A 13,341-nucleotide genomic window follows, 5' to 3' on the forward strand; every position below is an offset into this window, starting at 1 on the left:
TTTCATATGCATCCCGTACCGTCGGATCGAAGCCTGGCGCGGGACGGGATACAGGGAGAACACATGCCATACCGGATATCGCACGACAGTTTGGAACCACGGGAAGCACGGCAGCAGGGGTGGGTGCGGCACCAACTGCCGGGCGAACTTGGCGAATGCCTGACCGACAGCCTCAGCATCAGTCCGGGTCTCAGCCTCCTCCACACGCGATACCAGCCGCGAAAGGAGCTGGCGGAAGAGAGCCACAAGCAATTGGAACAGCCCATTCTCGCCATCACCATGGGGTTGGATGGCGAATCTCTGTTCCGTGGACGCTGCGGCACCGAACTGCACTTCAGGCAGGGCTACACCACCGTGTCGGCTTTCCGCTGCAGCCAGGGCGAGCGCCACTACCGGCACGATTGCCGGGTCAAACAGTTGCGGCTTCTGATCGGGGCGGAGGCGCTCGACCACTATCTGGGCGAATCGGCCAGCAAACGGCTACTGGACGGGAAAGACGGCATCCGTCAGTTGGCGCATCGTCCGACGACCGGCTCGAGCCTCGCCCACATCGGAGCCCTGCTGCGGGAAACCGAAGGGAAGGAATCGCTGGGCACCTTGCAGACCCATATTCACGTCCTCTGCCTACTGGCCGAGCAATTGCGCCATCTGGACCTACCGTTGCAGAAGCACGAACCGCGTTACAGCCAGCGGGATATCGAAAAACTCGATGCAGCCAGGGCACTCATGGAAGCCCGGATGGGCCAGAATCTGACGATTTCCGAGCTCGCCGCGGACGTGGGCCTCAACGAGGGAAAGCTACGGGAAGGCTTTCGCCACCGCTTCAAGAAAAGCCCTCACCGCCTGCTGCTGGAACTGAGAATGCAAAAGGCCTGGCAACTGCTGGAAACCGGCTGCCAGGTCGCCGAGGCCGCGTATACCGTCGGCTACGAACATCCCAGCAACTTCAGCGCCGCGTTCACGAAGTTCTTCGGCTGCGTCCCGAAATCGGTGTTCGGACCGAAGCGCTGAGGAGATGCAAGACGTGTCCTGATCGCAGGATCGATGCGGTGGCGGAGAATCGGCTTGCGGGCCGGACCGTGCCGGAATGGTCCGGCCAGGAAAAGGAAAAGCCCGCCGTCATCCCCTGACAGGGGTCGACGTCGGGCTTGCTTGTCAGCTCCCCGGATCGCGACATTACCGCCGCCGGTCCGGGAGGATTCACCGAATCGTAAGAGATCGGTCAGACGTTGAACAGGAAGTTCATCACGTCGCCATCCTTGACCACGTACTCCTTGCCTTCGGAGCGCATCTTGCCGGCTTCCTTGGCCTTGGCTTCACCGCCGCAGGCGATGAAGTCTTCGTAGGCGATGGTCTGGGCACGGATGAAGCCGCGTTCGAAGTCGGTGTGGATCACGCCGGCCGCCTGCGGTGCGGTGTCGCCCTTGTGGATGGTCCAGGCGCGCACTTCCTTCACCCCGGCGGTGAAGTAGGTCTGCAGACCCAGCAGGTCATAGCCGGCGCGGATCAGGCGGTTCAGGCCCGGCTCTTCCAGCCCCATCTCGGCCAGGAACTCGGCCTTGTCGGCGTCGTCGAGTTCGACGATTTCCGATTCGATCGCGGCGCACAGCGCCACCACCGGGGCGCCTTCGGCCTCGCCCAGGGCCTTGAGCTTGTCGAGGTGTGGGTTGTTCTCGAAACCGTCTTCGGCCACGTTGGCGACGTACATCGCCGGCTTGATGGTGAGCAGGCAGAACGGCTTCAACAGCGCCTGCTCTTCGGCGTCGAGGCCGAGCGAGCGCGCCGGCTTGCCTTGGTCGAGGTGCGCGCGCACCTTTTCCAGCACGGCGATCAGGCGGATCGCCTCCTTGTCGCCGGACTTGGCCTTCTTGCCGTCGCGCGCGATGGCCTTCTCGACCGTGGCGAGGTCGGCGAGCGCCAGTTCGGTGCCGATGGTTTCGATGTCGGCCACCGGGTCGACCTTGCCGGCCACGTGCACGACGTTGTCGTCGTCGAAGCAGCGCACCACGTTGACGATGGCGTCGGTCTCGCGGATGTTGGCCAGGAACTGGTTGCCGAGGCCTTCACCCTTGGAGGCGCCCGCCACCAGGCCGGCGATGTCGACGAACTCGACGATGGCCGGCTGGATCTTCTGCGGGTTGATGATCTTGGCCAGCTCGGCCAGGCGCGGGTCCGGCACCTCGACGATGCCGACGTTGGGCTCGATGGTGCAGAACGGATAGTTGGCCGCTTCGATGCCGGCCTTGGTCAGCGCGTTGAAGAGGGTCGACTTGCCGACGTTGGGCAGGCCGACGATGCCGCACTTGAGACTCATGACTGCGTTCCTCTCGATAATCTTTGCAAAGGGTGGCCGAAGCGCGCTTGCGGCCGGATAATCACTTGGCTGCGGTATGCAGCGTCTTCATCGCCGCCGGCATGTCGCCGGCGATGGCCTGCGGCAAGACCCGGAGCGCGGCGGCCATGGCGTCCTCGATGGCGCCCTGCTCTTCGCTGCGCGGCTTCTTCAGCACGAAGCCGACCACTTCGCTGCGGTCGCCCGGATGGCCGATGCCCAGGCGCAGACGCCAGAAGTTGGGCGTGCCGAGACGGGCGATGATGTCCTTCAGGCCGTTGTGGCCGCCGTGCCCGCCGCCCTGCTTGAAGCGTGCCGTGCCCGGTGCGAGGTCGAGCTCGTCGTGCACCACCAGGATTTCCTCCGGGGCAATCTTGTAGAAGCGCGCCAGCGCCGCCACCGCCTGGCCGGACAGGTTCATGAAGGTCATCGGCTTCAACAGCCACAGGTCGTTGCCGCCCGGCTGCGGCGCGCGCGCCACCTCGCCGAAGAACTTGCCCTCGCCTTTCAGCGTCGCCTTGTGCTGCCAGGCGAGTTCGTCGACCAGCCAGAAACCGGCATTATGACGGGTTTTCTCGTATTCCGGACCGGGATTGCCCAGCCCGACGATCAATCGAATCCCGGACATGATTGCATTCCAATAAAAAAGCCCGTTGCGAGGCCATCAGGCGACGCAACGAGCTTGTTCGTGCACGAGCGCGGGCTTACTCGGCGGCAGCGGCACCACTGGCGGAAGCCACAGCCTGGTCGCCACCGCGCATCAGGGCGGTGATTTCCACGCCTTCCGGCAGCTTCAGGTCGGACAGGTGAACGGTCTGGCCGGCCTTGATGCCGGACAGGTCCACTTCGATGAAGGCCGGCAGCTGGGCCGGCAGAGCGCGCACGTCCACTTCGTTCAGCACGTGCGAGATCTTGGCGCCTTGCAGCTTGACGGCCTCGGACACCTCGGCACCGACGAAGTGCAGCGGTACCTTGACGTGCATCTTTTCGTTCAGGTTGACGCGCTGGAAGTCCATGTGCAGCACCAGTTGCTTGTACGGGTGCATCTGGTAGTCGCGCAGCAGCACCGGCTGCTTCTCACCGTCGATCACCAGGCTCAGGATGCCGGTGTGGAAGCCTTCTTCCTTCAGCGCGTAGTAGACCGGGTTGTGTTCCAGCACCACGGAAACCGCTTCGGTGTTGGCGCCGTAAACCACGGCCGGCAGTTTGCCAGCGTTACGCAGGCGGCGGCTCGCACCCGTACCCAGCTGTTCACGCTTGGCGGCAATCAGTTCATAAGACATTGTAAAACTCCAGTTCAAGTGAATGGCACCGTGTGGCCGCGACCAGCCACACGATGTTTACGGCAGGCAGGCGCCCGTCGAAACCAGATCCTCGTTGAAGAGGTAGGACACCGACTCTTCGTTGTTGATGCGGCGCAGCGTCTCGGCCAAGAGGCCGCCAATCGAGGCCACCCGGATTTTCGGGCAGGCCTTGGCTTGCGCCGACAACGGGATGGTGTCGGTCACCACCACCATGTCGATGTCGGAATGGGTAATGCGGTCGATCGCCTGCCCGGAGAAGATGGCATGGGTGGCGTAGGCCAGCACGCGCTCGGCGCCGCGTTCTTTCAGCGCGGAAGCGGCCTTGCACAGGGTGTTGGCGGTGTCGATCATGTCGTCGACGATCAGACAGGTACGGCCCTGCACGTCGCCGATGATGTTCATCACTTCGGCCACGTTGGCCTTGGGACGACGCTTGTCGATGATGGCGAGATCGGTGTTCAGCGCCTTGGCCATGGCGCGCGCGCGCACCACGCCGCCGACGTCGGGACTCACCACGATCAGGTCTTCGATACGCTGCGAGCGGATGTCCTTGAGCAGCACCGGGGTGGCGTAGACGTTGTCCACCGGGATATCGAAGAAGCCCTGGATCTGGTCGGCGTGCAGGTCGACGGTCAGCACGCGATCGATGCCGGCCGAGGTCAGCATGTTGGCGACCAGCTTGGCGGAGATCGGCACACGGGCGGAACGCGGACGGCGATCCTGGCGGGCATAGCCGAAGTACGGGATGGCGGCGGTGATGCGACCGGCGGAGGCGCGCTTGAGCGCGTCGGCCATGGTCAGGATTTCCATCAGATTGTCGTTGGTCGGGTTGCAGGTGGACTGCAGGATGAAGACGTCGCGACCGCGCACGTTTTCCAGCAGTTCCACAGCCACTTCACCGTCGCTGAACTTGCCCACGTCGGCCCGGCCGAGCGAGATGTCCAGATGCTTGACCACGTTCTGGGCGAGTTCCGGGTTAGCGGTCCCGGTGAAAACCATCAAACTGTCGTATGCCGCCATAACTCGTTATGCCTTAGCTGAATAAAGAAAAAGCGTGTAAGGGGAACTTACACGCTTTTTTTCTCGTTCTCTATATTGTAGAGATTCTTGGCTGGGGAGGTAGGGATCGAACCTACGAATGCCGGAATCAAAATCCGGTGCCTTACCACTTGGCGACTCCCCAGTAACTGGGCTAGAGGCTGTCGAACAACGGGTGGACACTGAGTCCTTTTGCTACGAATCCGTTGTACTTCTGCGACAGCGCCTTATAAACTTTATCGGCTTCGATTTCCGAATCGCACTCCAGAAACACACAACTTCCGGAGCCTGTCATCAGCGGCGAACCGTATTTTTCAAGCTCGCTCAATGCTTCGCTTACCGCTGGATACTTACTCGTCACAACCTGCTGCAAGTCGTTTCGTCGTTGCTGCGTTGTTTCGAGGATTCGCATTATGGAGAGGTCCGAATTCCTTGTCAACAGTTTTGACGAAAAAATTTCAGCGGTCGGCACATGCACCCCCGGATGCAACACCACGTACCACTTTTCGGGCAATTCCAGCTCGGTCAGTTCCTCACCGATGCCGGTAGCGAATGCGTTGCGTCCGAACACGAATACCGGGACGTCGGCCCCCAGTTTGAGGCCCAGTTGCATCAGCGTCTCGCGCGAGAGCCCGGTCTGCCACAGCGTGTTGAGCGCCAGCAGCACGGTGGCGGCGTCGGAGCTGCCGCCGCCCAGCCCACCGCCCATCGGAATACGCTTGGTGAGACGGATGCTGGCGCCCAGCGAAGTCCCGCTGTGCTCTTGCAGCAGGCGCGCCGCGCGCACGGTCAGGTCGCGCTCGGCCGGCACGCCGTCGATCGGGTTCAGCAATTCGATCTCGCCGTCGTCGCGCACCGCCAGTTCGACGGTATCGCTGTAGTCGATGAAACGGAAGACGGTTTCCAGCAGGTGGTAGCCGTCGGCACGGCGTCCCACCACCTTAAGCATCAGATTGAGTTTGGCCGGGGCCGGATAGGCATGGAAGACGGCGGTCATGTCGGAAGAATTCGGAAGACGGAATGGATGAAATCAGGAAATCAGCGCCAAGCATGCACAACAAGACGGATCGACAACTGCTCGCGCTCCATCTCGACTCGCTTCGGGTACGGGCCGGGCTGTGCGGCGTCGCTGACGAAGCGGATGGCCCAGCCCTGCTGGTGCAGCACGCCGTCGGCGGAGACACTCTGCGGCCAGCCCGGCGCCGGCAGGCCGCGTATCCACCAGGCAAGGTTGGACAGCGGCAGCGGCCAGCCCAGCGTCTGTTCGGTCAGGCTTTCGACGTCGGCCGCCTGGTAGGTCTTGCCATCGGCCTGCAGCGTCACGCCGTTGCCGTCGCGCTCGACTCGCGCCACAGTCGAGCCGATCGGGCTGTTGATCGACAGCTGGTCGCGCTGGGCGTCGTGATTCCAGTCGAAGTTGGCCACCTGCCCCTTGCCGTCGGCCTTGACCGACAGGCGGCCGGAGATCGAGAACGGCGTATCCTGCGGCACGTTGACCGGAGCCTGCGGATGGAACGCGACGTCACGGGTGGCGCAGCCGGTCAGCAACAGGCCGCACAGGCCCAGTACCAGCCAGCGGCTCATGGCCGCTCCAGGCGATGCACGGTGTCCTTCAGCATCTCGAGGCTGGCTTCGCTGCCGGTGGCTTTCTTCCACACCTCGCGTGCCTCATCGCGGCGATTGAGCTGCCACAGCACTTCGCCGTAGTGGGCGGCGATTTCGGCGTCCGGTGAGGCGGTGAAGGCGCGCTGCAGGTGTTCGCGCGCCGGCTCGAGTCGTCCCAGCTTGAACAGCACCCAGCCCATGCTGTCGAGCACCATCGGATTGTCCGGTTCGGCCCGCAAGGCCTTTTCGATCAGCCCCAGGGCTTCCTGGTAGCGCGTGGTGCGATTGGCCAGGGTGTAGCCGAGCGCGTTGAGCCCTTGCGGGTCATCGGGCTTCTCGCGCAGATAGGCGCGCAGGTCGCTCTCGGTGCCCTCGTAATTGCCCAGCAGGTCGGCCACCAGCGCCCGCTCGTAGAGCAGTTCCGGCGTGCCCGGGGCCTCTTGCAGCGCCTGGCTCAAGAGCGCGTGCGCCAGGTCATAGCGCTTGGCGTCACGGGCGATCTGCGACTGCGCCAGCACCACTTGGACGCGGGCGTTGCCGGCGATATCGAGCTTCTGCAGCCGGGCGATACCGGCGTCGGGGTTGCCGGCGGCGGCGTCCAGCTCGGCCAGCCGCCCTTGCGCCGGCAGGTATTGTGCACCCTGGCCGACCGACTCGTACCAGCGCCGCGCGGCGGGCAGGTCGTCCTGCTCTTCGGCCAGCTGGCCCAGGGTGTAGCGGATGAAGTCGCTTTCGGGGTGTTTTTCTGCCAGCGCCGCTTCCAGATGGCGCTTGGCCACCGGCAGGTCACGCTGTTGCAGCGCGAGCAGGCCGGCGCCATACATCAGCTCGGCATTCTTCGGCTGCGCCTGCAATAGGACCTCGAAGGCTCGGCGCGCCTCGTCGAAACGCTTGGCGCCAACCAGGAGGCGCGGATAGGCCATCTTCAACTCCAGCCCGGCCTCGGGCCGCCGCTCCAGTTCCTTCTTCAGGAAGGCGATGGCGGCGTTGAGGTCGGTGCGGCGCAGACGGTCGGTCTGCCAGGCTACCGGCAGATCCCACTTGGGCGCGATGCGGGCCAGCCGGTCGAACTCCTGATCGACCACCTCCTGGTTGCCGAGATCGGCCGCCACCGCCAGCACCGAGAAGCGCGCTTCGGGCAGCTCGGGGTAGCGTTCCGCTAGTTGCTGGATCAGGTCGTAGGCGCCCTTCTTGTCGCCTTGCAGCGCGGTGAGCCGCGCCAGTTGCACGAAGATGGCGCCGGCGCGCGCCGGTTCGCGCTGGAGCAGTTCTTCCACCAGCGGCCGGCTTTCGGCCAGCTTGCCCGAGCGCAGCAGGGTGATCAGCAGTTGTTCGCGCGCGGTGCCGGAATCCGGATCGAGCTCCACCCACAGCGCCAGCGCCTCGGAGGCGACCTTGAGCTGGCCCGAGAACAGGGCGAACTCGGCGGCGCGCTGGGCCAGGCGCGGGTCGCGGGTCTGGCGGGCAAGGTCGAGATAGGTCACCGCCGACGCCCCGGCCGCTCCACGCTGGGCGGCGATCTCCCCGGCTAGCACGCCGAACAGGATGTGGCTGTCGAGCTCGACCTTCGGCAACCGGGCATTGGACGCCTCGGCCTTGGCCGCGCCGGCTTCGTCGCCGTCGTCGTCGGAGGCGCTGTCCGCCGCCACCGCGGGCTCGGCCGGGGCCGTAGTGCGCTCAGGCTGGCGGGGAGCCGCACAAGCGGACAGCAGCAGTGCCAAGAGGAGGGGAAGGGTTCGGTTTAACGGTTTCATGTGCATGGAGTCTTGACCCGGCGAAAGCGTAGAATACCACGCTCATTGATATTATTGATGGCCGTGGAGCGCGGAATAACATGCCCGAATTACCCGAAGTGGAAACCACCCGGCGCGGTGTCGAGCCGCACCTCGCCGGCGCCACAATCACCGGCGTCGTCGTGCGCGAGGCCCGGCTGCGCTGGCCGGTGCCGCCGGCGCTGGCCGCCACGCTCACCGGCCTGCCGGTGCTGGCGGTGCGCCGTCGCGCCAAGTACCTGCTGCTGGAGTTCGCCAGCGGCACCTTGCTGGTGCACCTCGGCATGTCCGGCAGCCTGCGGCTGGTGGCGGCCGACACGCCCCCGCAAAAGCACGACCACATCGATCTCATTCTGGACGGGCGCACGGCGCTACGCTATCGCGATCCGCGCCGCTTCGGCGCCATGCTGTGGCACGTGGGACCGGTCGAGCTCCATCCGCTGCTGGCGTCGCTGGGGCCGGAGCCGCTCGGCGACGAGTTCGGCGGCGACACGCTGTACCGGGCCAGCCGCGGGCGCACCACGGCGATCAAACAGTTGCTGATGGACAACCATGTGGTGGTGGGGGTGGGCAATATCTACGCCAACGAGTCGCTGTTCCAGGCCGGCATCCGGCCGGGGCGCGCCGCACGCCGGCTGACCCGGGCCGACTGCGATCGCCTGGCCGATGCCATCAAGAATATCCTGGCGCGCGCCATCGATGCCGGCGGCAGCACGCTGCGCGACTTCGTCGGCGCCAGCGGCCAGCCCGGCTACTTCCAGCAGACCTACGCGGTGTACGGCCGCGCCGAGGAGCCCTGCCACGCCTGCGGTTCATTGATACGTCAGATTCGCCAAGGGCAACGGAGTTCCTACTACTGCCCGCACTGCCAGCCATGGTAGAGTCGAAGCATCCCGTTCTCCTCCGCACCCCATGCCTTACCGAATGCGCCCGACTCGCCCCACCTCGCTGCCGACCCGCTGTTACCGTCTGACCCGCATGGGATGGCACATCGCCGTCGGACTGGCCATCGTCGCCACCCGCTTTCCGCGCCTGGCCTACGCCGAGCGCGCCGTGGTGACGCAGCGCTGGTCGCGCCAGTTGCTGAAGATTCTGGGGATCACGGTGGAGGTGAGCGGGGATTCGCCCGGCTTCTACCCGAGCAATACCCTGCTGGTGGCCAATCATGTGTCGTGGCTGGATATCTTCGTGCTGAACAGTGCGACGGTGTCGCGCTTCGTCGCCAAGCAGGAGATCCGACGTTGGCCGGTAGCGGGCTGGCTGGTCTCCAGCGCCGGCACGGTGTTCATCGACCGCAACAGCCGGCGTGACGCCAGCCGCGTCAACCAGCACCTGGCGCGGGCGCTGGAGAACGGCGGCTGCATGGCGGTGTTCCCCGAGGCGACCACCTCGGACGGCAGCGTACTGCTGCCGTTCAAGCCCTCGCTGTTCGAGTCGGTGCGCCAGTCGCGCGGCACGGTGCAGCCGGTGGCACTCAACTACCGCACGCCGCACGACACGCCCTGCACCGCCGCCGCCTACGCCGGCGATACTACCTTCCTGCAGAGCCTCGGCATGATCCTAGCCACCCCGGCGATACGGGTGGAGCTACGCTACGGTAACCGCATCAGCGCCGACGGCGACGGGGACAGCGAGCCGAGCCGCTTCCAGCTCGCCGAGGCCGCGCGCGCCGAGATCGCACGCGGGCTCAGGATAGCGCCAGTTCTGCACGGCACGGCAGCGAGAACACCTGCCGATCCTCCAGCCTGATCGCGGTCAGGCTGCCGCCCCACAGGCAGCCGGTATCGATCGACAGGATGTCTTCGGTGACGTAGAGCCCGAGCGCCGACCAGTGGCCGCAGATGATCGGCGTGCCGGCGCTGCGCCGCCCGGGGGCGTCGAACCACGGCAGCAGGTTGGCCGGCGCCTTGTCGAGTTCGCCCTTGAACGCCAGGTCCAGCTCGCCCTCGCGCGTCACCAGCCGCATGCGCGTCATGGCGTTGACCACCAGCCGCAGCCGGTCGATGCCTTTGAGCTCGTCGCTCCAGCGCGTCGGCTTGTTGCCGTAGAGGCGCGACAGGAACTCGCGGTAACGCGGCCCCGAGAGGCTGTCCTCGACCTCTTCGGCCAGGCCCAGCGCCCGGTCGACGGTCCATTCCGGCAGCAGGCCGGCGTGCACCATGGCGTAGCCCTGCTGTTCGATCATCAGCGGCTGGCAGCGCAGCCAGTCGAGCAGCAACTTGCCGTCGCCGGCGTTGAGGATGTCGAGCAGGGTGTCGTCGGAGCGCACCTTGCCGAAGCCCTCGGCCACTGCCAACAGGTGCAGGTCGTGGTTGCCCAGCACGATCTGCACCTTGTCGCTGTGGCGGAACACCCAGCGCAGCACATCGAGCGATTCGGGGCCGCGATTGACCAGGTCGCCGGTCAGCCACAGCGTGTCGCGCCCGGGGTTGAACTCGATCAGGTGCAGGAGTTGCTGGAACGGGCCAAAACAGCCCTGGATGTCGCCGATTGCGTAGGTTGCCATGGTTGACTGTCCTCGATTAGCGGACCGGAAGAAAGGACCGTCCGCACAAGCGCGATGATACCCCATGCTACAATGCCCGGCCTGCATTACCGATTTGCGGCGCGCCCCGCCCGGCGCGCCTTCCCACCGGAAACGCCATGTCCGCACCGCAACTCAATCCGCCGCAACGCGCGGCCATCCACTATCTCGACGGCCCGCTCTTGGTGCTGGCCGGCGCCGGCTCGGGCAAGACCCGGGTGATCACCTTCAAGATCATGCACCTGATCCGCGAGGCGAAGATGGACGCGCGCAACATCGCCGCCATCACCTTCACCAACAAGGCGGCGCGCGAGATGCTGGAGCGCGTGACCAAGCTGATGACACCGGCCGAGGTGCGCGGGCTGACGGTGTCGACCTTCCACTCGCTGGGCATGCAAATCCTACGCCAGGAGGCGCCGCACCTGGGCTACAAGCCGCAGTTCTCGATCCTCGACGCCTACGACGCCGGCAAGATCATCTCCGACCTGCTGCGCACCACCGCCAAGGACGAGGTGCGCAAGGTGCAGAGCCAGATCTCGCTGTGGAAGAACGACTTCAAGAGCGCCGAGGAGGCGCTGCAGTTGGCCGAAAACGAGTGGGAACGCATCTGCGCTACCACCTACCTCGCCTACCAGGACACCCTGACCGCCTACCAGGCGATGGACTTCGACGACCTGATCCGGCTGCCGGTGGAGCTGTTCCGCAGCAACGAGGAGGTGCTGCAGAAATGGCAGCACAAGCTGCGCTATTTGCTGCTCGACGAATACCAGGACACCAACACCTGCCAGTACCAACTGGTCAAACTGCTGACCGGGGTGCGCGGCATGTTCACCGCGGTGGGCGACGACGACCAGAGCATCTACGCCTGGCGCGGTGCCAATATGGAGAACCTGCGCCTGCTGCAGCAGGATTTTCCCAGGCTCAAGATCATCAAGCTGGAGCAGAACTACCGCTCCACCGCGCGCATCCTGCGCGCCGCCAACTCGGTGATTTCCAACAACCCCAAGCTGTTCGAGAAGCAGTTGTGGAGCGAACTGGGGCTGGGCGAGCCGATCCACGTCATCCGCTGCAAGGACGAGGAGCACGAGGCCGAGGTGGTGGTGCAGCGCCTGTTGGCGCACAAGTTCGAGTGCCGCACCGAGTTCAAGGACTACGCCATCCTGTACCGCGGCAACTACCAGGCGCGCATCTTCGAGCAGGCGTTGCGCAACCAGCGCATCCCCTACCAGATGTCGGGCGGCCAGAGCTTCTTCGACAAGGCCGAGGTCAAGGACGTGATCGCCTACATGCGGCTGATCACCAACCCGGACGACGACCCGGCCTTCATCCGCGCGCTGACCACGCCCAAGCGCGGCGTCGGCGCCGGCACGCTGGAAAAGCTTGGCGCCTGGGCCGGGGAGCGCAAGAAGAGCCTGTTCGCCGCCGCGCACGAGGAAGGTTTCCGGCTACAGGTGCAGCATGCCCAGCTCGAGCCGCTGACGCAGTTCTGCGACTTCATCAGCCACCTGCAGTACCGCGCGCTGCGCGAGCCGGCCGGCGAGCTAGCACAGGAGATGCTCAAGGCCATCGGCTACGAGACCTGGCTGTACGACAGCGAGGACAGCCCGCGCGCCGCCGAGACCAAGTGGAAGAACGTGCAGGAGATGGTGGCCTGGCTCGCCAGGAAGGGCGAGGCCGACAACAAGAACCTGATCGAGCTGACCCAGCTGATCGCCCTGATCACCATGCTGGAAGGGCGCGACGAGGGCGAGCTGGACGCGGTGCACATGTCCACGCTGCACGCCTCCAAGGGGCTGGAATACCCGCACGTGTTCCTGGTGGGCTGCGAGGAAGGCATCCTGCCGCATAGCGAGTCGGTGGAAAACGGCATGATCGAGGAAGAGCGGCGGCTGATGTACGTCGGCATCACGCGCGCCCAGAAGAGCCTGACGCTGACCCACTGCGTCAAGCGCAAGCGCGCCGGCGAGTGGCAGTTCGTCGACCCGTCGCGCTTCATCGCCGAGATCGACGGCGACGATCTGCGCCACTTCGGCAAGCCGGGCGCCGAACCGGTGGTCAGCAAGAGCGAGGGCAAGTCGAAGCTGGCCAGCCTAAGCGCGATGCTGGAAGGGAAGAAAGGCAAGGGCGGCGCCGAATAAGGCGCCGCCCCTGATGGGGAAGACTTGGAGCTTGTTTCAGCAGGCGAGCGAGCCAAGGCAGGTTGAGCACCGCTGGAGCACAGGAACCGGAATGTACACACAGTACATGAGGATTCCGCGCACCACCGGCGCTCAAGATGCGAAGGCGCAGCCGCCTGATGAAAGGAGCTCTCACCAGCGCGCCGGCAAATGCTCCCGGATGGCCACCGCGTCGAGGTGCGTCAACTCCTGCGACAGTTTGAGCGAGACCATGCGCTCGACTTCCTTGGACAGGCACTCGCCCAGCTGACCGAGAAAATGCGGCGGCGCCACCAGCACCAGCCGGGCGAAGCTGCCGTCCGCGCGGCCCTGCGCCAGCGTCTGTGCCAGCTTGCGCGCAAACGCCGCCGCGTCGTGCTCTTGCGGATCCTTGCGCGACACCATTGCCAGACGGCCGCCGCGCGGCGGTTCGGGCGGGGCGGCGGGTTCGGTGGCGCCCTCCTCTTCGGCAAGGATTTCCGTCGTTTCCGTCAAGCGGTGGCCACTGGCGTCAGGCAGGAAAATCCGCGCGCGCCGGCTGTCGGCCACGACAACCCATGAAGCATCCATGTCAGTCCCTCCACTCTAGTAGGCGGTCACAACGCCCCCT

Annotated in this window: 13 protein-coding genes and 1 tRNA gene; 4 read left to right on the forward strand and 10 right to left on the reverse strand. The window is 65.2% G+C overall.

Annotated features, from left to right (window positions below):
* Window positions 1-123 precede the first annotated feature (123 nt).
* Window positions 124-1,011 carry an AraC family transcriptional regulator gene (locus tag PSEMAI1_RS0117395; protein WP_051460243.1) on the forward strand — a complete coding sequence of 296 codons (888 nt, stop codon included), beginning with the start codon at window positions 124-126 and terminating at the stop codon, window positions 1,009-1,011.
* Window positions 1,012-1,222: 211 nt separating this feature from the next.
* On the opposite strand, the gene ychF is transcribed toward PSEMAI1_RS0117395, so the two are convergent.
* The 8 genes from ychF to PSEMAI1_RS0117435 form a co-directional block, all read right to left on the reverse strand.
* Window positions 1,223-2,314 carry a redox-regulated ATPase YchF gene (gene ychF / locus PSEMAI1_RS0117400; RefSeq protein WP_024304096.1) on the reverse strand — a complete coding sequence of 364 codons (1,092 nt, stop codon included), beginning with the start codon at window positions 2,312-2,314 and terminating at the stop codon, window positions 1,223-1,225.
* A gap of 61 nt (window positions 2,315-2,375) precedes the next feature.
* Window positions 2,376-2,960, reverse strand: coding sequence for an aminoacyl-tRNA hydrolase (gene pth, locus PSEMAI1_RS0117405; RefSeq protein ID WP_024304097.1), 585 nt, complete (start codon window positions 2,958-2,960; stop codon window positions 2,376-2,378).
* A gap of 76 nt (window positions 2,961-3,036) precedes the next feature.
* Window positions 3,037-3,615: a 50S ribosomal protein L25/general stress protein Ctc gene (locus PSEMAI1_RS0117410; protein WP_024304098.1), complete on the reverse strand. Its 579-nt coding sequence runs from the start codon at window positions 3,613-3,615 to the stop codon at window positions 3,037-3,039.
* A 57-nt stretch (window positions 3,616-3,672) separates the two neighbouring features.
* Window positions 3,673-4,656, reverse strand: coding sequence for a ribose-phosphate pyrophosphokinase (locus PSEMAI1_RS0117415; protein WP_024304099.1), 984 nt, complete (start codon window positions 4,654-4,656; stop codon window positions 3,673-3,675).
* An 88-nt stretch (window positions 4,657-4,744) separates the two neighbouring features.
* Window positions 4,745-4,819, reverse strand: a tRNA-Gln gene (locus tag PSEMAI1_RS0117420).
* A 9-nt stretch (window positions 4,820-4,828) separates the two neighbouring features.
* On the reverse strand, window positions 4,829-5,671 hold the full coding sequence (gene ispE, locus PSEMAI1_RS0117425) for a 4-(cytidine 5'-diphospho)-2-C-methyl-D-erythritol kinase (protein WP_024304100.1): 843 nt from the start codon (window positions 5,669-5,671) through the stop codon (window positions 4,829-4,831).
* A 41-nt stretch (window positions 5,672-5,712) separates the two neighbouring features.
* Window positions 5,713-6,258: a lipoprotein insertase outer membrane protein LolB gene (gene lolB / locus PSEMAI1_RS0117430; protein WP_024304101.1), complete on the reverse strand. Its 546-nt coding sequence runs from the start codon at window positions 6,256-6,258 to the stop codon at window positions 5,713-5,715.
* The gene (locus PSEMAI1_RS0117435) at window positions 6,255-8,033 is read right to left on the reverse strand and encodes a tetratricopeptide repeat protein (protein WP_232219943.1); all 1,779 of its coding nucleotides are present in this window, start codon (window positions 8,031-8,033) and stop codon (window positions 6,255-6,257) included. Before PSEMAI1_RS0117435 ends, lolB begins: the two co-directional genes overlap by 4 nt.
* Window positions 8,034-8,113: 80 nt before the next feature.
* Between PSEMAI1_RS0117435 and mutM the strand changes: the two genes are divergently transcribed.
* Window positions 8,114-8,932, forward strand: a complete 819-nt coding sequence (gene mutM / locus PSEMAI1_RS0117440; protein WP_024304103.1) for a bifunctional DNA-formamidopyrimidine glycosylase/DNA-(apurinic or apyrimidinic site) lyase — start codon at window positions 8,114-8,116, stop codon at window positions 8,930-8,932.
* 43 nt (window positions 8,933-8,975) lie between these two features.
* Window positions 8,976-9,800, forward strand: coding sequence for a 1-acyl-sn-glycerol-3-phosphate acyltransferase (locus PSEMAI1_RS0117445; RefSeq protein WP_024304104.1), 825 nt, complete (start codon window positions 8,976-8,978; stop codon window positions 9,798-9,800).
* Here PSEMAI1_RS0117445 and PSEMAI1_RS0117450 read toward each other — a convergent pair.
* Complete coding sequence (locus PSEMAI1_RS0117450) at window positions 9,739-10,557, reverse strand: symmetrical bis(5'-nucleosyl)-tetraphosphatase (RefSeq protein WP_024304105.1); 819 nt, start codon at window positions 10,555-10,557, stop codon at window positions 9,739-9,741. The two genes, PSEMAI1_RS0117445 and PSEMAI1_RS0117450, sit on opposite strands and share 62 nt — an antisense overlap.
* A 137-nt stretch (window positions 10,558-10,694) precedes the next feature.
* On the opposite strand from PSEMAI1_RS0117450, the gene PSEMAI1_RS0117455 reads away from it, so the two are divergent.
* Complete coding sequence (locus PSEMAI1_RS0117455) at window positions 10,695-12,713, forward strand: UvrD-helicase domain-containing protein (RefSeq protein ID WP_024304106.1); 2,019 nt, start codon at window positions 10,695-10,697, stop codon at window positions 12,711-12,713.
* A gap of 171 nt (window positions 12,714-12,884) precedes the next feature.
* Here PSEMAI1_RS0117455 and PSEMAI1_RS0117460 read toward each other — a convergent pair whose 3' ends face one another.
* On the reverse strand, window positions 12,885-13,301 hold the full coding sequence (locus PSEMAI1_RS0117460; protein ID WP_024304107.1) for a host attachment protein: 417 nt from the start codon (window positions 13,299-13,301) through the stop codon (window positions 12,885-12,887).
* Window positions 13,302-13,341: the final 40 nt, after the last annotated feature.

The sequence above is a fragment of the Pseudogulbenkiania sp. MAI-1 genome (genome assembly GCF_000527175.1).
In the GTDB taxonomy this organism is placed as follows: Bacteria; Pseudomonadota; Gammaproteobacteria; order Burkholderiales; family Chromobacteriaceae; genus Pseudogulbenkiania.

What these genes read in the sequence shown, in the direction of transcription:
- ychF (WP_024304096.1), bottom strand. Translation starts at nt 2,314, where the DNA reads ATGAGTCTCAAGTGCGGCATCGTCGGCCTGCCCAACGTCGGCAAGTCG.
- pth (WP_024304097.1), bottom strand. Translation starts at nt 2,960, where the DNA reads ATGTCCGGGATTCGATTGATCGTCGGGCTGGGCAATCCCGGTCCGGAA.
- PSEMAI1_RS0117410 (WP_024304098.1), bottom strand. Translation starts at nt 3,615, where the DNA reads ATGTCTTATGAACTGATTGCCGCCAAGCGTGAACAGCTGGGTACGGGT.
- PSEMAI1_RS0117415 (WP_024304099.1), bottom strand. Translation starts at nt 4,656, where the DNA reads ATGGCGGCATACGACAGTTTGATGGTTTTCACCGGGACCGCTAACCCG.
- ispE (WP_024304100.1), bottom strand. Translation starts at nt 5,671, where the DNA reads ATGACCGCCGTCTTCCATGCCTATCCGGCCCCGGCCAAACTCAATCTG.
- lolB (WP_024304101.1), bottom strand. Translation starts at nt 6,258, where the DNA reads ATGAGCCGCTGGCTGGTACTGGGCCTGTGCGGCCTGTTGCTGACCGGC.
- PSEMAI1_RS0117435 (WP_232219943.1), bottom strand. Translation starts at nt 8,033, where the DNA reads ATGAAACCGTTAAACCGAACCCTTCCCCTCCTCTTGGCACTGCTGCTG.
- mutM (WP_024304103.1), top strand. Translation starts at nt 8,114, where the DNA reads ATGCCCGAATTACCCGAAGTGGAAACCACCCGGCGCGGTGTCGAGCCG.
- PSEMAI1_RS0117445 (WP_024304104.1), top strand. Translation starts at nt 8,976, where the DNA reads ATGCGCCCGACTCGCCCCACCTCGCTGCCGACCCGCTGTTACCGTCTG.
- PSEMAI1_RS0117450 (WP_024304105.1), bottom strand. Translation starts at nt 10,557, where the DNA reads ATGGCAACCTACGCAATCGGCGACATCCAGGGCTGTTTTGGCCCGTTC.
- PSEMAI1_RS0117455 (WP_024304106.1), top strand. Translation starts at nt 10,695, where the DNA reads ATGTCCGCACCGCAACTCAATCCGCCGCAACGCGCGGCCATCCACTAT.
- PSEMAI1_RS0117460 (WP_024304107.1), bottom strand. Translation starts at nt 13,301, where the DNA reads ATGGATGCTTCATGGGTTGTCGTGGCCGACAGCCGGCGCGCGCGGATT.